This is a genomic window from Marivita geojedonensis (genome assembly GCF_002115805.1).
Taxonomy (GTDB): domain Bacteria; phylum Pseudomonadota; class Alphaproteobacteria; order Rhodobacterales; family Rhodobacteraceae; genus Marivita; species Marivita geojedonensis.
The window spans coordinates 1-18,488 of sequence record NZ_JFKC01000029.1; the positions used below are offsets into that span (position 1 = coordinate 1).

Annotated in this window: 19 protein-coding genes; 10 read left to right on the top strand and 9 right to left on the bottom strand. The window is 63.0% G+C overall.

Annotation, left to right across the window (positions count from 1 at the left end):
* Positions 1-142 precede the first annotated feature (142 nt).
* The gene (gene iscR, locus MGEO_RS18730) at positions 143-601 is read right to left on the bottom strand and encodes a Fe-S cluster assembly transcriptional regulator IscR (RefSeq protein ID WP_085641245.1); all 459 of its coding nucleotides are present in this window, start codon (positions 599-601) and stop codon (positions 143-145) included.
* 174 nt (positions 602-775) lie between these two features.
* Here iscR and MGEO_RS18735 point away from each other — a divergent pair, with 174 nt between their 5' ends.
* Genes MGEO_RS18735 through MGEO_RS18750 form a run of 4 tightly spaced genes read left to right on the top strand, consistent with a single transcriptional unit; the run spans position 776 to position 3,097 of the window.
* Positions 776-1,429: an alpha/beta hydrolase gene (locus MGEO_RS18735; protein WP_085641247.1), complete on the top strand. Its 654-nt coding sequence runs from the start codon at positions 776-778 to the stop codon at positions 1,427-1,429.
* A gap of 10 nt (positions 1,430-1,439) precedes the next feature.
* A complete protein-coding gene (locus MGEO_RS18740) occupies positions 1,440-1,682 on the top strand; it encodes a hypothetical protein (protein ID WP_085641249.1) in 243 nt (80 codons plus the stop codon).
* A 38-nt stretch (positions 1,683-1,720) separates the two neighbouring features.
* A complete protein-coding gene (locus MGEO_RS18745) occupies positions 1,721-2,299 on the top strand; it encodes an HD domain-containing protein (RefSeq protein WP_085641251.1) in 579 nt (192 codons plus the stop codon).
* A gap of 51 nt (positions 2,300-2,350) precedes the next feature.
* Complete coding sequence (locus tag MGEO_RS18750) at positions 2,351-3,097, top strand: SDR family NAD(P)-dependent oxidoreductase (RefSeq protein ID WP_085641253.1); 747 nt, start codon at positions 2,351-2,353, stop codon at positions 3,095-3,097.
* A 109-nt stretch (positions 3,098-3,206) separates the two neighbouring features.
* On the opposite strand, the gene lpdA is transcribed toward MGEO_RS18750, so the two are convergent.
* The 3 genes from lpdA to MGEO_RS18765 all read right to left on the bottom strand — a co-directional run bounded on the left by lpdA (position 3,207) and on the right by MGEO_RS18765 (position 6,703).
* Positions 3,207-4,598: a dihydrolipoyl dehydrogenase gene (lpdA, locus tag MGEO_RS18755; RefSeq protein WP_085641256.1), complete on the bottom strand. Its 1,392-nt coding sequence runs from the start codon at positions 4,596-4,598 to the stop codon at positions 3,207-3,209.
* Positions 4,599-4,764: 166 nt separating this feature from the next.
* Entirely contained in the window at positions 4,765-5,223 is a 459-nt protein-coding gene (locus MGEO_RS18760) for a DNA polymerase III subunit chi (protein ID WP_085641258.1), read from the bottom strand.
* A 4-nt stretch (positions 5,224-5,227) separates the two neighbouring features.
* Positions 5,228-6,703, bottom strand: coding sequence for a leucyl aminopeptidase (locus MGEO_RS18765; protein WP_085641260.1), 1,476 nt, complete (start codon positions 6,701-6,703; stop codon positions 5,228-5,230).
* 152 nt (positions 6,704-6,855) lie between these two features.
* Between MGEO_RS18765 and lptF the strand changes: the two genes are divergently transcribed.
* From lptF to rsmA, 6 genes are all read left to right on the top strand, one after another.
* Positions 6,856-7,968, top strand: a complete 1,113-nt coding sequence (gene lptF, locus MGEO_RS18770; RefSeq protein WP_085641262.1) for an LPS export ABC transporter permease LptF — start codon at positions 6,856-6,858, stop codon at positions 7,966-7,968.
* Positions 7,965-9,059, top strand: coding sequence for an LPS export ABC transporter permease LptG (lptG, locus tag MGEO_RS18775; RefSeq protein WP_085641264.1), 1,095 nt, complete (start codon positions 7,965-7,967; stop codon positions 9,057-9,059). Before lptF ends, lptG begins: the two co-directional genes overlap by 4 nt.
* Positions 9,056-11,212: an LPS-assembly protein LptD gene (locus tag MGEO_RS18780; RefSeq protein WP_233140008.1), complete on the top strand. Its 2,157-nt coding sequence runs from the start codon at positions 9,056-9,058 to the stop codon at positions 11,210-11,212. Before lptG ends, MGEO_RS18780 begins: the two co-directional genes overlap by 4 nt.
* Positions 11,200-12,429, top strand: coding sequence for a peptidylprolyl isomerase (locus MGEO_RS18785; RefSeq protein WP_085641268.1), 1,230 nt, complete (start codon positions 11,200-11,202; stop codon positions 12,427-12,429). Before MGEO_RS18780 ends, MGEO_RS18785 begins: the two co-directional genes overlap by 13 nt.
* Complete coding sequence (pdxA, locus tag MGEO_RS18790; RefSeq protein WP_085641269.1) at positions 12,426-13,394, top strand: 4-hydroxythreonine-4-phosphate dehydrogenase PdxA; 969 nt, start codon at positions 12,426-12,428, stop codon at positions 13,392-13,394. Before MGEO_RS18785 ends, pdxA begins: the two co-directional genes overlap by 4 nt.
* Before the next feature lie 82 nt (positions 13,395-13,476).
* On the top strand, positions 13,477-14,313 hold the full coding sequence (gene rsmA / locus MGEO_RS18795) for a 16S rRNA (adenine(1518)-N(6)/adenine(1519)-N(6))-dimethyltransferase RsmA (RefSeq protein ID WP_085641271.1): 837 nt from the start codon (positions 13,477-13,479) through the stop codon (positions 14,311-14,313).
* A 51-nt stretch (positions 14,314-14,364) separates the two neighbouring features.
* On the opposite strand, the gene MGEO_RS18800 is transcribed toward rsmA, so the two are convergent.
* The 5 genes from MGEO_RS18800 to speB form a co-directional block, all read right to left on the bottom strand.
* Positions 14,365-14,925 (bottom strand): DUF4167 domain-containing protein, encoded by a 561-nt coding sequence (locus MGEO_RS18800; protein WP_085641273.1) that lies wholly within the window; start codon positions 14,923-14,925, stop codon positions 14,365-14,367.
* 205 nt (positions 14,926-15,130) lie between these two features.
* Positions 15,131-15,979 (bottom strand): peptide chain release factor N(5)-glutamine methyltransferase, encoded by an 849-nt coding sequence (gene prmC / locus MGEO_RS18805; RefSeq protein WP_085641275.1) that lies wholly within the window; start codon positions 15,977-15,979, stop codon positions 15,131-15,133.
* Entirely contained in the window at positions 15,976-17,025 is a 1,050-nt protein-coding gene (prfA, locus tag MGEO_RS18810; RefSeq protein ID WP_085641277.1) for a peptide chain release factor 1, read from the bottom strand. Before prfA ends, prmC begins: the two co-directional genes overlap by 4 nt.
* A gap of 37 nt (positions 17,026-17,062) precedes the next feature.
* Complete coding sequence (locus MGEO_RS18815; protein WP_408607529.1) at positions 17,063-17,461, bottom strand: DUF1499 domain-containing protein; 399 nt, start codon at positions 17,459-17,461, stop codon at positions 17,063-17,065.
* Positions 17,462-17,524: 63 nt separating this feature from the next.
* On the bottom strand, positions 17,525-18,487 hold the full coding sequence (speB, locus tag MGEO_RS18820; protein ID WP_085641281.1) for an agmatinase: 963 nt from the start codon (positions 18,485-18,487) through the stop codon (positions 17,525-17,527).
* Position 18,488: the final 1 nt, after the last annotated feature.

Genomic DNA, 18,488 nt, shown 5'->3' on the forward strand with positions numbered 1-18,488 from the left:
GCGTTGTGATCAAGGTAAACCCGCCCCACTCAAACCGCCCCCGGCATCTTTGGGCCCCATATACCTCGGGGGTGAATTGGCCGCAGGCCAAGAGGGGGCAGCGCCCCCTGCCCATCGGATTGGCGCAGCCAATGCGATCCCATCAGTCATCCACCACGGCAAAAAGGTTCGGCACCGCCGGACAGGGCGCCAGCGTATTGCCCACGACATCCGACAACCGGGTCTGGTGCAGAAACACATAAACATGCGCCGACAGCCCTTCCCAAAGGCGATTGGTCATGGATTGCGCCCGACTGCCCGACAGCCCGCCCGACGCACCCGCGCCCTTGTGCATCGCATCGACCGTCTCATCCACCGCCGACAGCACGTCCACCACCCGAATCTCGCTCGCCGGTTTGGCAAGACGGTAGCCGCCCCCCGGCCCGCGCACAGATGTGACCAGCCCGGCCCGGCGCAGCTTGACGAAAAGCTGTTCGAGATACGGCAAGGACACGTCCTGCCGCTGCGCGATATCGCCCAGGGTCACAAGCGTGCCGTCCGGCTGCAAGGCGATGTCCGCCAGGGCAACCATCGCATACCGGCCTTTTGTACTCAGTTTCATGGCTGTCCCCCAAACAACCCTGCGACACAATTGACCTTGAAGGGCCGATTGCCTATGTGCGGATAACCATTTCCGGAACCCTCCGGATTTAGAATTGTTCTAAGAAGCCTGAGTGAAGCTGTCAAGATTAACCCCGCAGCCTCGCCCGTGCCCAGTCAGGAGCCACCACCGCCTATGCCCGAGGTGATTTTTCCCGGACCCGAAGGCCGCCTCGAAGGCCGCTACCACCCGCAGAAGGAAAGCGATGCACCGATCGCGATCATCCTGCATCCCCACCCGCAGTTCGGCGGGACGATGAACAACAAGGTGGTCTACAACCTGCATTACGCCTTCTACAACATGGGCTTCACCGTGCTGCGCTTCAATTTCCGCGGCGTCGGGCGCAGCCAGGGCGAATACGATCAGGGGATTGGCGAGTTGTCCGATGCCGCCTCCGCGCTGGACTACCTCCAGTCAATGAACAACAACTCCAAGCACTGCTGGGTCGCAGGCTTCAGCTTTGGCGCCTGGATCGGCATGCAGCTTCTGATGCGCCGCCCCGAGATCACCGGCTTCATCTCGGTCAGCCCGCCCGCCAACATGTACGACTTCTCGTTCCTGGCACCCTGCCCGTCTTCGGGCCTGATCATCAACGGGACCGGCGACCGGGTTGCACCGCCTGCCGACACCACCGCGCTGGTCAACAAGCTGTCCGAGCAGAAAGGCATCACCGTCACCCATACCGAGATCGAGGGTGCGGACCATTTCTTCAAGGAACCGCATATGGACACGATGATCGATCACGTGACCACCTATGTGAAACGCCGCCTGACCGAAAACAGCCGCTGAGGATCGCATCATGTCGACGATGGTCGAAGACCTCGCTGAAAAGCTCGCCGACGATACGCTGAAGGCGATGAAGCACCTGAACAACGACCGCTTCTTCATGGAAGTCGCGGCGGAACTGGGCGCGGCATCGACCACGCTGGAAGAGGCCTATCTCACGGCCATCCGCGTGCGCCTTGCCGAACGCAAGGCCCGCGCCTTTATCCGCGCCCGCATCGAAAGCCACCAAAGGGGCGAACCGCAGCCGGAGAACTGAGCCGCGGCCGTCCCGATGGATCATCCCGAAGAGGTGCCATGTCCCGCCTGGACCAGCAACTGGCGTTCCTGACCGAAGCGGACCGTCTGAAATCGGTGCTGCGCGCAACCACGCTCTGCGACGGCTCGCGCATGGAAAACAGCGCCGAACATTCGTGGCACATCGCGCTCTATGCATTGGTGCTGGCCGAACACTCCGAAACCGACCTCGACACCGGGCGCATTCTGAAGATGCTGCTCCTGCATGATCTTGTCGAAATCGACGCCGGGGATGCGCCGGTGTTCGGAGACCACGATGCCGAAGCGCTCGCCGCCCGCGAATCCGCTGCGGCCGACCGGATCTTCGGCCTGCTGCCCGAGGATCAGGCGCGGGCATTCCGCGCGCTCTGGGACGAGTTCGAAGCCAACGAAACCCCTGAAGCGCAGTTCGCCAAATCCATCGACCGGATGCAGCCGCCGATGCAGAACCTCGCCTCGGGTGGCGGCTCCTGGATCGACTACAACGTGACGCTGGACATGTTCGAAACCCGGATCGGCCCCAAAATCAACAATGGCGCGCCCCGCATCTGGGCCTGGCTGCAACCGAGGGTCGCCGCATTTTTTGCCGCGCGCGACTGATCCGGATTTTTGGTTCTCGCGTCGCTGCAGAACATCGCCTAGGGTGAGCACATGTCAGACGCGTCTTCCCACCCTCGCACTCTGCTTCTGACCGGTGCAAGCCGGGGCATTGGCCATGCCACGGTCAAGAAATTCGCCGCCGAAGGCTGGCGCGTGATCAGCTGTTCACGACAGGCCTTCTCCCCGAACTGCCCCTGGCCGGGTGGGGAGCGAAACCACATCCAGGTCGATCTGAGCGATCCGCAACAGACGATGGAGGCGGTGCGCACGGTCAAGGAACGACTGGACGGCGGGAAGCTGGATGCCTTGGTCAACAATGCAGGGATTTCCCCGAAAGGCCCCAAGGGCGAACGTTTGAGCACGCTCGACACCGATCTGCGCGACTGGGGAAAGGTGTTTCACGTCAACTTCTTCGCTTCGGTAGTGCTGGGACGCGGATTGAAAGATGAACTTGCACGGGCGCAGGGCGCCATCGTGAACGTCACATCGATTGCCGGATCACGCGTGCATCCTTTCGCAGGGGCGGCCTATGCCACCTCCAAAGCAGCGCTCGCTGCATTAACACGGGAAATGGCACATGATTTCGGGCCTTTAGGCGTTCGGGTGAATGCGATTGCGCCGGGTGAGGTGGAAACCAGCATTCTGAGCGAAGGCACCGACAAGATCGTCGAGAAGCTGCCGATGCGGCGGCTCGGTCAGCCCTCCGAAGTGGCCGACGTCATCTATTTCCTGTGTTCGGGTCAGAGCGGCTATGTCACCGGCACCGAGATCGAGGTGAATGGCGGGCAGCACGTGTGATCCCCCAAATGCCGCGCCCCCACAATTTTCTGGGGCGGGCCGAGAGTTTTCGTACGAAAAATCTCAAGACCCTCCAGAAAATTCTTAGAAGGATTCGGTTAAGCCAGCCCTAAAAATGGATCGCCCGGCCCCAGGCATCCAGCACCGCCTCGTGCATCATCTCTGACAGAGTCGGATGCGGGAACACCGTCTGCATCAGGTCTTCCTCGGTGGTCTCCAACTGGCGCCCGACCACATAACCCTGGATCAACTCGGTCACTTCCGCGCCCACCATATGCGCGCCCAGAAGCGCGCCGGTTTTCGCATCGAACACCGTCTTGATAAGGCCTTCCGGTTCCCCAAGCGCAATCGCTTTGCCATTGCCGATGAACGGGAAGCGCCCGACCTTTACCTCTAAGCCTTTCTCTTTCGCCTGCGCCTCGGTCAGGCCGACGCTGGCCACCTGCGGCTGGCAATAGGTGCAACCCGCGATGCTGTCCGGCTCCACCGCATGCGGATGACCGCCGGCGATCAGCTCGGCCACCATCACCCCTTCATGGCTGGCTTTGTGCGCGAGCCACGGCGCTCCGGCGATGTCTCCGATGGCGTAGACGCCTTCGACCCCGGTGCGGCAATGCGGGTCTGTCACCACATGGGTGCGGTCAACCTTCACGCCCAAGGCCTCCAATCCAAGCCCTTCGGTGTTGCCAACGATACCAACGGCGGAAATGACGGTGTCGAACCCCTCTTTCGTCACCTCGCCGCCCTGTTCGATATGCGCAGTGACTTTGCCCTTGCCGCGATCAAGCCGTTTGACCATCGCCTTTTCGCGGATTTTCATACCCTGCTTTTCGAACTGTTTCTTTGCGAAACCGCTGATTTCGGCATCCTCAACCGGAAGGATGCGGTCCATCACTTCGACCACAGTCGTGTCGGCACCGAGCGTGTTGTAGAAGCTGGCGAATTCGATGCCGATCGCGCCTGAACCGATCACCAGAAGCTTTTTCGGCATCCGGTTCGGCACCAGCGCGTGTTTGTAGGTCCAGACCAGTTCGCCATCCGCCTCAAGCCCCGGCAGTTCCCGCGCACGGGCGCCGGTGGCGATGACGATGTTTTTGGCGCTCAGGTCTTCGACGCCCTTGTCCGTCTTGACCTCAACCTTGCCCTTGGCGGGGATCGTGGCCTCGCCCATCACCACCGTGACCTTGTTCTTCTTCAGCAGATGCCCCACCCCGGAATTCAACTGCTTCGCAATCCCGCGCGAGCGTTTGACCACGGCATCGAGGTCGTACCCGATGCCTTCGGCCTTCAGCCCGAATTCCCTGGCGCGGTGCATGAGGTGGAATACTTCCGACGTGCGCAGCATGGCCTTCGTGGGGATACAGCCCCAGTTGAGGCAGATGCCGCCAAGATGTTCGCGTTCGACAACCGCGACGGACAATCCAAGCTGTGCGCCCCGGATGGCGGCGACATAGCCACCGGGGCCTGCGCCGATCACGATCATGTCGAAGCTCTTGCTCATCGCCTGCTCTCCTCCCTCAAGGTCAGGTTTGGGGCAAAGCGTAGGCCAAAGCGTCAGGGGTCACAATGGGGCTTGGCGGAAAGGTCCGGAACGGACCGAATGTTTCGCGCGCGAAACAATGGGTCATGCATTCTGACCGTTTAACCTTCTGTTAACGCGTGCAAAATCAGGCCTCGGCCTTCTTCTCCCAGCGCCCCGATTCTTCGGACCAGTATTGCGCGGAACATCCTGCTCCGGTCAGGGTTCGCCACTGGCCACGGGCGGCATCGACCGCTGCGCGATCGTTGCCATCGAAGAGGATGCAGACCCGTTCCAACCGGTTCACCTCGTCCGGAGCCACCTCGGCCCCGTCCACGGCCATCAGGCATTGCGGATCGTTTGCTGCCTCATGCGCCACGGTCAGCAGCACAGGCTGCGCCGCGTCATGCGGCCCACCCGCCAGCCCGTGTGGCAGGAACCCCTCTTCCGGCCCCAGCCACAGCTTCTGATCCAGCCAGTCCATCCGCGCGGCATCGGTTCCCCGCACCGTGACGCGCCACCCGGCCTGAAGCGCCTTGCCCAGAAGCATGGGCAAGGTCACCTCGAGTGGCTTTTGCGTCAGGTGGTAGAAATAGGCCGCGCCCATGAGATCAGTCCTGCGCCTCGAACCTGTCGGAGATCAGCCGGTCCAGCGCCCGCACGCCCCAGCCGGTGGCCCCTTTCGGCGACAGATCGAGATCACGTGATACATGAGCAACGCCCGCTATATCCAAGTGAATCCATGGTGTTTCCTCTTTCACAAACCGTTTGAGAAACTGCGCGGCAGTGATCGATCCGGCAGGACGACCACCAATGTTTTTCATATCGGCCACAGGGGATTTGAGCATGTCATCATAGGCCTGCCCCAGAGGCATCCGCCATGCGCCCTCGGTCTCGGTCTCAGCCGCTTTCAGGAACGCCGCAGCAAGCGGATCGTCGTTCGAGTAGACAGCCGCGTTTTCGTGCCCCAGCGCGATGATGCAGGCCCCCGTCAGGGTGGCGAGGTCAATCATCGCGGCGGGTTTCTCACTTTCCTGCGCGTGCCACATCACATCGCACAGAACCAGGCGGCCTTCTGCATCGGTGTTGATGACTTCGATCGTATCGCCTTTCATGGAGGTCACCACGTCACCGGGGCGCACGGCGCTGCCCGATGGCATGTTTTCCACCAGTCCCACGAGACCCACGACATTGGCCTTGGCCTTGCGCCGGGCCACAGTATGCATGACGCCCGCGACCACGGCAGCACCGCCCATATCCATGGTCATGTCTTCCATGCCGGCGGCGGGTTTCAGGGAGATGCCGCCTGTGTCGAAGACAACGCCCTTGCCGATCAGCGCAAGCGGTGCGTCCCCCTTGGCACCGCCCCGCCACCGCATGATGACCACCTTGGATGGGCTGTCCGACCCCTGCCCGACACAGAGCAGCGCGCCCATGCCAAGCTTCTTGAGTTCCTTTTCCTCGAGCACCTCGACCTCGACGCCAAGACCACCCAGCGCTTCGAGCCGCTTGGCGAATTCGGTCGTGGTCAGCACGTTCGCCGGTTCATTCACGAGGTTGCGGGTCAGATGCACCCCCTCGGCCACGGCAAGGCGCGGAGCGGCGGCGGCCTGGGCCTCGTCCGGTTTGGTACACATGATCACCGCTTTGCCCAGAGGATCGCCCTTTTTGGTCTTGTGGTCGTCAAAGCCATAGCCGCGCAGCACAAGCCCAAGGGCGATTTCCTCGGGATGGCGCGTGCTTTCGATCAGCAGGGTCATCTTCGATGCGCCCGCCGCCACGGCCAGCGCTGCGCCGGTACGGCGCGCCAGGTCGGCTGATGGGCGTCGGGACAGTTTGACCAGATCCACCGCCTCCACCTCGAGACCGGATGGCCAGTTCAGGGACATCACCTTGCCTTCAGCGAGCTTTTCCCACGCTTCGGACGTGGTTGCCCGGGCAATCGCGCCTTTGGCAAGACGGTTGAGCCGACGTGCTCCCGCAGTCAGCTTCAGATCGGGGGTGATACAGACCGCAATCCGTCCTTCTGCGGTCGCAAGAGCGTCGAGATCGACAGGCTGAAATGTCAGTGCGCGGAGTTCCGCCATGTTCTGCTCCCTATCAGGTGTTTGTCATAGGGGTAGCGCCGGTGCGTGCGGTTGACCAGAGGCGGGTTTTCCCGCAAACCCTAGGGGACGGGCTATGATGGCCCACTTTATATCGTGTGAAGGGGTCCGCCTTGCCAAGATTCGACAGATATATGCTGTCGCAACTCATGGTCCTCTTTGGGTTCTTCTCGCTTGTGCTGGTGGCGGTCTATTGGGTCAACCGGGCGGTGGTGCTGTTTGACCGGCTTATTGCCGACGGTCACTCCGCAGCGGTCTTTCTCGAATTTACGGCACTGAGCCTGCCCAGCGTGATTGCGCTGGTGCTGCCGATGGCGTCGTTTGCGGCTGCGGTCTATGTCACCAACCGGCTGATGGTGGATTCAGAACTGACCGTGGTTCAGGCCACCGGGTACAGTCCGTGGCGGCTGTCCCGACCGGTGCTGATGTTCGGGCTGATCGTGGCGGTGATGATGTCGGCGCTGACGCATTTTCTGGTTCCCGCCTCTGTGGCACAGCTGAAAGAGCGCGAAGTCGAGATTTCCGGATCTGTGAGCGCGCGGCTCCTGCGCGAGGGCACGTTCCTGCACCCCGGCCCCGGCGTGACCTTCTTCATCCGGGAAATCACCCCCGAAGGCGAGTTGCGCGATGTGTACCTGTCTGACCGGCGGCGGGACGACCGGGAAGTGACCTATACTGCGGAACGGGCCTATGTCGGTCAGGCCGACGAAGGGCCCCGACTGGTGATGGTCAGCGGGCTGGCACAGACTCTGCGCACCGACACGCGGACGCTGTCGACAACGATTTTCAAGGATTTCACATACGACATCAGCAACCTGATCGTTCAGAATCAGAACCTCAACCTGCGGCCCCGGCATCTGCCGACATGGGACATGATCACCCGACCTCAAGAGATGGCAGACATGGTCAGCGTGCCTCTGGCACGGATCAATGAAGAACTGCATGGCCGGTTCCAGCAGGCGCTGCTGGGTCTCGTGGCGGCGCTGATCGGGTTTTCGACCCTGCTGACCGGCAGTTTCAGCCGGTTTGGAGTGGGCCGACAGATCGTCGTCGCGATCTTTCTGCTGGTTGTCGTCAAGCTTGTCGAAAGCGCGGTGACCGACCCGACCCGCAACAATGCGATGCTCTGGCCGTTGGTCTACCTGCCCTCATTGGTGGGGCTGGTCATGGCGGGCATCGTTCTGCATCTGGCAGCGCGTCCATTCCGGCAGCCCCGCAAAGCGGCAGCGGCAGAGGTGTCGGCATGACCCTGCATCTCTACTTCGCGCGCCGCTTCCTTTGGACATTCCTTGCGATCTTCGGGATTTTCTTCCTGTTCCAGGTGCTTCTCGATCTGGTGGAGCAGATCCGGCGTCTGGACAATTCGGTGAGCTTTGGCGAGGTGATGAAGCTGACGCTGCTGAACACACCGGAAGGCATGTACCAGATCCTGCCGCTGGTGATGATCCTGTCCTCCATCGCGCTTTTCGTGGCGCTGGCGCGGTCGTCGGAACTGGTCGTGGCCCGCGCAGCGGGGCGGTCGGGACTGGCGGCGCTGGTGGGGCCGATTGTGGTGGCTGCGGTGATCGGCGGGCTGGCGGTGGCGATGGGCAACCCGATTGTGGCGGCCACGTCGAAAGCCTATTCCGACCTGCGCGAGACCTATCGCAATGGCGGCACGTCCGCCCTGTCCATCGGGGCAGAAGGGCTGTGGCTGCGCCAGTCGGACCCACGCGGACAGACGGTGATCCGGGCCGCGCGGGCCAATACCAACGGGACGGTTCTTTATGACGTGATGTTCGTGGCCTATGCTGAAGGCGGCGGTCCGGTGCGCCGGATCGAGGCAGCAGAGGCAGAACTGGCGGACGGCGCGTGGACATTGCGCGAGGCGAAAGTCTGGCCACTGGTGGCGGGGGTGAACCCCGAGACCAATTCGGTACTGCATGACGAACTGATCGTGTCTTCGACCCTGACCGAAGACAGCATCAAGGACCGGTTCGGACGGCCTTCGGCCATTTCGGTCTGGGAGTTGCAGGGCTTCATCACCGATCTCGAAGACGCGGGCTTTTCGGCGCGGCGCCACGCGGTGTGGTTGCAGATGGAACTTGCGCGACCGGTGTTCCTGATTTCGATGGTGCTGATCGGCGCGGCGTTCACCATGCGGCACAGCCGTATGGGCGGAACGGGAATTGCTGTTCTGTCGGCGGTTCTTCTTGGTTTTTCATTATATTACGTGCGGAACTTCGCGCAGATTCTGGGTGAGAACGGCCAGCTGAACCCGCTGGCCGCTGCCTGGGTGCCACCGCTTGCGTCGGTGCTTCTGGCGCTTGGCCTGATCCTGCACCGGGAGGACGGATGATGCGGTTCGCCCTGTTTGCAGTCCTGCTGGCACTGGCGGTTGCGTCCGGACCGGCGCGCGCGCAATCCGGTGACGTGATGCTGCTGGCCGATCAGGTGCTGGTGCAGCAGGGCGGAGACAGGCTGATTGCGACAGGAAACGTCGAGGCCCTGCATCAGGGCACGCGGCTGACCGCATCCTCGATCATCTACGACCGCGCGAACAACTCACTTGAGATACAGGGGCCGATCAGGATCACCCAGCCGAACGGTGACGTGCTGACGGCAACGCAGGCGGAACTCGACCAGGGGTTTGAAAACGGCCTTCTGGAAAGCGCGCGCTTTGTGCTGGACGAGCAGTTGCAGATCGCCTCGGCGCGTGCGGCACGGGTCGAGGGCCGCTACACCGCCATGAGCCAGGTCGCGGCGACCTCCTGTCAGGTCTGCGGCAGCGAAGGCCCGCCCCTCTGGGCCATCCGGGCCAGCCGTGTGGTACACGATTCCGAGGAACGGCAGATCTATTTCGATGACGCGCAGCTTCGGGTGCTGGGTGTGCCGGTGTTCTACATTCCCCGCCTGCGTCTGCCTGATCCGACGTTGAAACGGGCACAGGGCTTTCTGATTCCGGAACTCAAGACCTCGACCCTGCTGGGGTTCGGGATCAAACTGCCCTACTTCATCCCGCTGGGCGACCATGCCGACGTGACGCTGACGCCCTACCTGTCGCCCATCACCCGAACGCTTGAACTGCGCTACCGGCACGCTTTCCGGAATGGCGACATCACCGTGAACGGCGCGGTCAGCCGCGACACGCTGGAAAGCGGCACCGCCCGCGGACTGCTTTTTGCCGAAGGGGCGTTCCGCCTGCCCCGCGATTTCCGCCTGTCCTTCGACATCGAGGCGGTGTCGGATGACGCATACCTCAACGACTACAACAGCGAATTCAAAAAGGACCGTCTGGACAGTGCGCTGACTCTGTCGCGGGCCAAGCGGGACAGTTTCTTCTCCACAAGCCTGATCCACTACGAAAGCCTGACGGATGGCGAAAACAACGCCACCCAGCCGACCATTATCGGCGATCTGCGCTACAATCGGCGCTTTTTCCCAAAGCGCATGGGGGGCGAGGTGAGGCTGGGATTCCAGCTGCACGGACACTACCGCTATTCCGATACGGATATTGACGGCAGCGATGCCGATCTGGTGGTCGATGGGCGCGATGTGGCGCGGGCCAATCTGGACCTGAGCTGGCGCGACCGCTGGACCCTGCCGGGCGGCCTGAGGGCCGGAGCGATCACTCAGCTTTGGGTCGATCATTTCTTTGTCGAACAGGACGCGACGGCCGAAGACGACTATACCGAGGTGACCCCTGCGGCCTCGGTCGAACTGCGCTGGCCCTGGGTCAATCAGACGGCAGACGGCGGACGGGTGCTGTTCGAACCGGTCGCACAGCTTGGCTGGATCGGCGGCGAACGCTCGGGCGTGCCCAATGACGAAAGCACACGTGTTGAATTTGACGAGGGCAACCTGTTGGCCCTGTCGCGCTTTCCCGCACCTGACCGGCGCGAACGCGGTCTGATCGGGGCGGCCGGTCTGCGCTGGATGCGGCAGGATCCCGAGGGCTGGCGCGCATCGCTGACGCTGGGCCGGGTCTGGCGCGATGAACTGGACGGTGCATTCTCCCGCTCGTCCGGTCTCGACAGTACCGCGTCGGACTGGCTGATCGCCGGGCAGTTTGCACATAAGAACGGGATACAGCTTCTGGCGCGTGGGCTTTACGACACCACCGACGCCCGTTTCACCAAGGCAGAGATGCGCGCCAACGTGACCCGCGACCGCTATGCGCTGGGGGCATCCTACATTCTGTTGACCACCGATACGCTGGAAGACCGTGAAGATGCGCAGTCCCAATGGCGGCTGAATGGCCGTTACCAGGTCGACCGGAACTGGACCGCAACCGGCACAACCCGCTACGACATTGCCGAAGGGCAGTTTCTCAGGGCGGGTGTCGGTGCAGAATACCGCAACGAATGTGTCGCGGTGGACTTTTCGGTCTCGCGCAGCTTTGCCTCTTCCACTAACCTTGAACCATCTACCGATTTCGGCCTGACCGTCGCGCTGACAGGGTTCAGCACCGGCGGCAGCGGCAAGGAGTACCGCCGTTCATGCAGCTACTGACCACGTCCATCCGCAAACTGAGTGCGCTTGCTCTTGGTGTAACGCTGGCCTTTGGCCCTGTAACCGCTGAGGCGCAGAACCTTTTTGCCCCGGCCATCCGCATCAATGACAGCGTTGTGACGGCCTACGAGCTGCAACAGCGCGCCCGGATGCTGACGGTGCTGAACGCACCGGGCAACCCGCAGGACGTGGCCCGCGAGCAGTTGATCGATGACCGGCTGCGTATTCAGGCCGCAGAAGCCGCGGGCATCGTGCCGACGCCGGAAGAGGTTCTGGACGGGATGGAGGAGTTCGCACAGCGGGCCAACCTGACCCGTGACGAGTTCATCCAGGCGCTTGAGGCCAACGGCGTCGCGGCGCAGACGTTCCGCGATTTCGTGCGCGCCGGTCTCAGCTGGCGTCTGCTGGTGCAGGCGCGGTTTACCGGGCGGGTGAACCTGTCCGAAGCGGAAATCGACCGCGCGCTGGGCGCGTCGGGCGGATCGGCGGTGCGTGTGCTGCTGTCGGAAATCATCATGCCCGCCCCGCCGCCGCAGGCCGAAGCCGCGCGCGAACGGGCCGAACGGATCAGTCAGATCACATCGGAATCCGAGTTCTCCGCGCAGGCGCGGCGCTATTCCGCCACAGCGAGCCGTGGTGCCGGGGGCCGTCTGCCGTGGCAGAACCTTGAAGACCTGCCGCCTGTCCTGCGCCCGCTGGTGCTGGCACTTGCGCCGGGTGAAGTGACGGACCCGATTCCGATACCGAATGCCATTGCGCTGTTCCAGCTTCGCGGCATCGAAGAAACCGGCTTCACCCCGCCGACCTACTCTGCCATCGAGTACGCGGCCTACTACATGCCGGGCGGGCGGTCTGATGCGACGCTGGCGCAGGCGCGCGTGCTGCAAAGCAAGGTGGACCGCTGCGACGACCTTTACGGTGTCGCCAAAGGTCAGCCGGAAGAGGTTCTCGAGCGGAAGGCTCTGCCCCCGGCAGAGATCCCGACCGACATCGCGTTCGAACTGTCCAAGCTCGACCCCGGCGAGGTGTCGACCGCACTGACCCGGTCGAACGGTCAGACACTGGTGTTTCTGATGCTCTGCGGCCGCACTGGCGAAATGAGCGAGGATGTGGATCGCGACCAGTTTGCCCTGGGCCTGCGCAACCAGCGTCTGCAATCTCTTGCCGAAAGCTATCTGTCGCAACTGCGCGCCGACGCCCGCATCATCGAGCAATGACCACAGCGCCCATTGCCCTGACCATCGGGGAGCCTGCCGGGATCGGCCCCGAGCTTGCCGGTATGGCATGGGACGCGCTGCGCGGCGAGGTGCCGTTTTTCCTGATCGGAGATCCGGCGCACCTGCCCGAAGGCACCGACTGGGTCGAGATCGCAGCGCCTGATGAAGTGTCGGCGCACAGCACCGCCCTGCCCGTCCTGCCGCATCGTTTTGACGGTCCGCGCGTGCCGGGCGTGGCGCAGCCTGCGCAGGCCAAGGTCGTGGTGGCGGTGATCGAACGCGCGGTGGCGCTGGCCTCGTCCGGGAAGGTCGGTGGCATCTGCACGCTGCCGATCCACAAGCAGGCACTTCAGGAAGGCGCAGGGTTCGGCTTTCCCGGCCATACCGAGTTTCTGGCCCATCTCTGCGACACACAGGATGTGGTGATGATGCTCGCGGGGCCGCAACTGCGCGTGGTGCCGGTGACGATCCACATTCCGCTGTCGGAGGTGACATCCGCGCTGACGCCGGAGTTGCTGGAGACCCGTATCCGCATCACCCATGACGCGCTGGTGGCGCAGTTCGGCATCGGTGCGCCCCGGCTGGCGGTGGCGGGTCTGAACCCGCACGCAGGCGAAGGCGGCCGCATGGGGCGCGAAGAGATCGAGGTGATCACCCCGTTGCTGGAGCGGTTGCGGGCCGACGGCATGACGATTGCCGGGCCTCTGTCCGCCGACACGATGTTTCATGCCGCGGCCCGCACCGGCTATGATGCCGCGATCTGCATGTATCACGATCAGGCGCTGATCCCGATCAAGACGCTGGATTTCGACCGGGGCGTGAATGTCACGCTGGGCCTGCCGATCATCCGCACGTCGCCGGATCACGGCACGGCGTTCGATATTGCGGGGACCGGGAAAGCCAATCCGACCTCGACCATCGAGGCGCTGCGGATGGCTTGGCGGATGGCCAGCGCGCGGTCCTGAAGGGTGCGCAAACGGATGGAACGGTATTTGCATATTTTCGAAAAGAAGAAGCAGGGGTGGCGCTCTGTAACCGGAGGCTGTCATGGCGGCGATTGACGGGTTGCCCCCCCTGCGCGAGGTGATCGCGATCCACGGGCTGAGCGCGAAGAAGTCGCTGGGGCAGAACTTTCTGCTGGACCTGAACCTGACCGCCAAGATCGCGCGGCAGGCGGGCGATCTGACCGGCATGGATGTGCTTGAGGTCGGGCCCGGCCCCGGCGGTCTGACGCGCGGGCTGCTGGCCGAAGGCGCGCGCAAGGTGCTGGCGGTCGAGAAAGACGCACGCTGCCTGCCTGCGCTGGCCGAGATTGCGGACGCATATCCGGGACGGCTCGAGGTAATCGAGGGGGACGCGCTGGAGGTGGACGCGCTGGCGCATCTGACACCGCCGATCGCGATTTGCGCCAACCTGCCTTACAATGTGGGTACCGAACTTCTGGTGCGCTGGCTGACCCCTGCGACGTGGCCACCGGTCTGGGACAGTCTGACGCTGATGTTCCAGAAAGAGGTGGCAGAGCGGATCGTGGCGCAGCCGGGATCGAAAGCCTACGGCCGGTTGGCGGTGTTGGCGCAATGGCGCTGCGATGTGCAGATTGCGATGCACCTGCCCCCCGAAGCCTTTACGCCGCCCCCGAAGGTCAGTTCGGCGGTGGTCCACCTGCGCGCCCTGCCCAAACCCCGGTTCGAGGCGGATGCAAAGGTTCTGGAACGGGTTGTCGCCGCCGCGTTCAACCAGCGGCGCAAGATGCTGCGTGCCTCACTCAAGGCGCTGTCCCCCGAAATCGAAGACCATCTGAACGCCGTGGGGATTCCGCCGACCGAACGGGCAGAACGGGTGTCTGTCGAAGGGTTCTGTGCGCTGGCGCGGCAACTGGCCTGACAGGCGCAGAAACCAAGAACGAAAAAAGGCGGGGGAGCCCCCGCCTTTTTCTTATTCGGCTGCGTCCGGCGTCGGCGCCTCTGCCGCAGGTTCGGCTGCGCTGTCCTGCGGTTCGGCCTTCTTGCGCGGCTTGCGCGGTGCGCGCGGCTTCTTGGGTTTTTCCTCGGCCTTTGCCTCGGGCGTCTCGACCAGATTGCTGTCGGCAGTGTCTTCTGCAGACGTGTCGATCACATCCGGCTGCGGCGCGCTTGCCGGGTCATCGCCGGGCTGGTCCTGTTCGGAGCGCGCTGCACGGTCTGCATCACGCTGCGCCTGACGTTCGCGGTTCTCACGCTCCTGCTGTTCGCGGCGCGCATCCTGTTCGCGCTGCGCTTCGCTCAACAGGCGCATGTAATGTTCTGCGTGCTGCTGGAAGTTTTCAGCGTTGACGCGGTCGTTGCTCAACTGCGCATCGCGCGCGAGCTGGTTGTACTTGTCAATGATCTGCTGCGGAGTACCGCGCACCTTTCCTTCGGGACCGGAGCTGTCAAATACACGATTTACGACATTGCCGACGGAATTCGAGCGATTGCGGTTGTTCTTATTCCGCGAACGTTTGTTTGAGGAACGCATTTGTTACTTTTCAGCCTTCTTTCAGCTGTTTTTGCGATTGCTGTGTGCGCTTCGTGCGCGGGTCCTGTGCAATTGCATCCATGTACGGGCTTACCATCGCGCGTGAGGGGTCAACCCAGCCTCGACCGCTGCGATGTCACTGAGTAATCATGTCCGCACGCCGCTTACAAGCATAATTTGCCGCGAATGGTTCGGATTTTGCCAATTATGGGTCGGTTTGCAGCAGGAATTCGCCAGAAACGACACGATCGCGGCCATCGAGGTCCGGATGGACAGCCACATTGCCAAACCCCGCCCGGACAAAAAGCGCCGACACCGCCGTACCCTGCGTCGGACCGATCTCGACGATCAGGCGACCGCCGGGGACCAGGTATAGCCCCGCGCCCTGCGTAATCGCCCGATAGGCGCTGAGCCCATCGGCATGGTCGGTCAGCGCCATCTGCGGCTCATGCGCAAGTTCGGGGGCCAGCGACGGCATTTCGTCCAGCGCGATATAGGGCGGGTTCGACACGATCAGGTCGAACCGGGCGTTCTGCGGCACCGCGTCGAACCACGCGCCCTGCGCGAATTCGATCCGATCCAACAGGCCCAGACCCTGTGCGTTCTCCCGAGCGACGGCAAGCGCGTCTGCGCTGAGGTCGGTGGCAAGCCCTGTGGTTCCGGGCCGTTCGGCCAGCAGGCTCAGAAGGATGCAGCCTGAGCCGGCGCCGAGATCGAGAACACGTGAGAATCGGCCCGCAAGCACCTGTTCCACAAGGATTTCCGTTTCCGGCCTTGGGTCGAGGACGGCGGGGGTTACAAGGTAGTCCCGGCCAAAGAACGCTCGACGCCCGATCAGGTGAGACACGGGTTCGCGCGACACGCGGCGGGTGATGAGGCCATCGAAAACCCTCGCCTGATCCTCTGACAGCGGGTCGGGAAGGACCAGTGTCAGGCGTCCCGAGGGAACCTCCAGCACATGCGCCAGCAGGCGTCGGGCATCGCGGGCAGGATCGTCTATACCGGCCTCTTTCAGGCGCGCCACGGCGTGCCGCAGCGCCTCGGCCCCTGTCATGCCCCCATCTCGGCCAGGAGCGTGGCCTGCGCATCGGCGGTCAGCGCATCGATGATTTCATCGAGATCGCCTGCCATCACCGCATCCAGCTTGTAGAGCGTCAGGCCGATCCGATGGTCGGTCAACCGACCCTGCGGGAAGTTATAGGTGCGGATGCGTTCCGAACGGTCCCCTGAACCCACCTGCGATTTGCGATTGGCCGAGCGTTCCGCATCGACCTTTTGCCGCTCCATATCGAAGAGGCGCGTGCGCAACACCTGCATCGCTATCTCGCGGTTGCGGTGCTGGGATTTCTCGGAACTGGTCACGACGATACCGCTGGGGATGTGCGTGATCCGCACCGCCGAATCGGTTGTGTTGACGTGCTGGCCACCCGCGCCAGAGCTGCGCATGGTGTCGATGCGCAGGTCGTTGGCGTTGATCTGGATGTCGACGTCCTCGGCCTCGGGCAGAACGGCGACAGTGGCGGCAGAGGTATGAATGCGCCCGCCGCTTTCGGTCTCGGGCACGCGCTGAACGCGGTGCACACCGGATTCGAACTTGAGCCGGGCAAAGACGTTGTCACCGGTGATATGGGCCACCACTTCCTTGATGCCGCCCAACTCGGTCGCCTGTTCCTCGATAATCTCGAAACGCCAGCCGCGCGCCTCGGAATAGCGCTGGTACATGCGAAGAAGGTCACCGGCGAACAGCGCCGCCTCTTCGCCGCCAGTACCGGGGCGGATTTCCAGCATCGCCGGGCGCGCGTCGGCCTTGTCCTTGGGCAAGAGCGCCAGCTGGAGAGCGTGTTCAACCTCGGGCAAACGAGCCTTCAGCGCGGGCAGTTCCTCCTGCGCGAGTTCCCGCATCTCGGGGTCGTCGAGCATGGCTTCGGCCTCGGCGATATCGGCGCGGACCTGTTTCCATTCGGTGATCTGGTCCACCACCGGGCGGAGGTCGGAATATTCCTTGCCGATGGCGGCAATATCGCCGGACCCTTCAGCCATCTGGGCCTCAAGGTATTCAAAACGCGATGTGATCTGGTGCAGGCGGTCTTCGGGGATCATGCGGTTCTGTCGGGCATCAAAGCCCCGTGGTCAAGGTCTATTGCCCCAAACGCTCGAGCCAGCCGTCCACACGCGCCTTGTTCACCCCCATATCGGACTGACCAAAGCGCAGACGGGCGAACAGTTCGAGGATATCCTCGTTCCGCATGACGGTGGTGTAATCGGGAAAGCCCATCCACTTGGAGCGGGTGACATAGGTCACCTTGCCGTCTTCCACGCTGCCAGCCAGCACTTCGGTGCGCGGCGTGGCGAGGATGATGCGGTCCAGCTCTGCAAAAGTGCCTTCGCCTGCCGGGATCCGTCGACGGACGCCGCCGGCAAGGTCCTGATCCGCCGTTACTTTTGGATCAACATGCCAGACAGCCGGGTCCGACGGCGCCAACCGGATCCACGCCAGACCACCCAGAACAATCAGTACCACCGCCCAGAAAAACACCTTCACGACGTCCTTATCCTTGCCTCAATGGGGCACCTGCCCCTTGAACACGCGTACTGAACTTCAGGCCCGGCGGGTCCAGCCCCAGAGGCACAGAATCTCTGTCGCCACATGCGCGCCTGCGATTGCCGTTGCGCCCGTAGTATCGAACGGCGGGCTGACTTCAACCACATCACCGCCCATCAACTCGATCCCGGCGATATTTCGCAGAATCGCCGCCATGTCGGCGCTGGACGGCCCGCCCCAGACCGGTGTTCCGGTGCCCGGGGCGAAGGCCGGGTCGAGGCAGTCGATGTCGAAGGTCAGGTAGGTCGGGTAATCCTTCAGGATCTCACAGATCCGTTCCGCCACGGCCTCGGGACCGATACGATGCATTTCGCGGGCATCGATGATGTTGAAACCCAGCGTGTCGGGGTTGTCGGTGCGGATGCCCACCTGGACCGACCGCGCAGGGTCCACCAGACCGAGTTTGACCGCCTTGTAGAGGAAGGTGCCATGGTCGATCCGCTCCATGTCGTCATCGGCCCAGGTGTCCGTGTGGGCGTCGAACTGCAAGAGGCTCAGGGGGCCGTATTTCTCGGCATAGGCTTCGAGGATCGGCAGGGTGATCGAATGATCGCCCCCCAACGTCACCGTCGCGGTATCCTGCGCCAGAATACCCGCGATGTGGTTCTTCAGCGTTTCAGGGAATTCGAAGGTCTTGGCATAGTCGAAGGCCAGATCCCCGTAATCGGCAATCGCGAACTCTTCGAGCACGTTGTAGCCCCAACCATAGGGGGCATCGCAGGGCTGCAACAGCGACGCCTCTCGGATGGCGCGGGGGCCAAGCCGCGTTCCGGTGCGGTTGGTCACCGCCTGATCGAAGGGCACGCCGGTGACTGCAACATCCACACCGCGCAAATCCTTGGTGTATTTCCGGCGCAGGAATGACGGCGCGCCGCCGAACACGTTCTCGAAGCTCGCGCCCCTCAGGTCATCGCGGGTAAACGCATGGTCTATCTGGCTTTTCGCGTCTTCAAGCGCCATG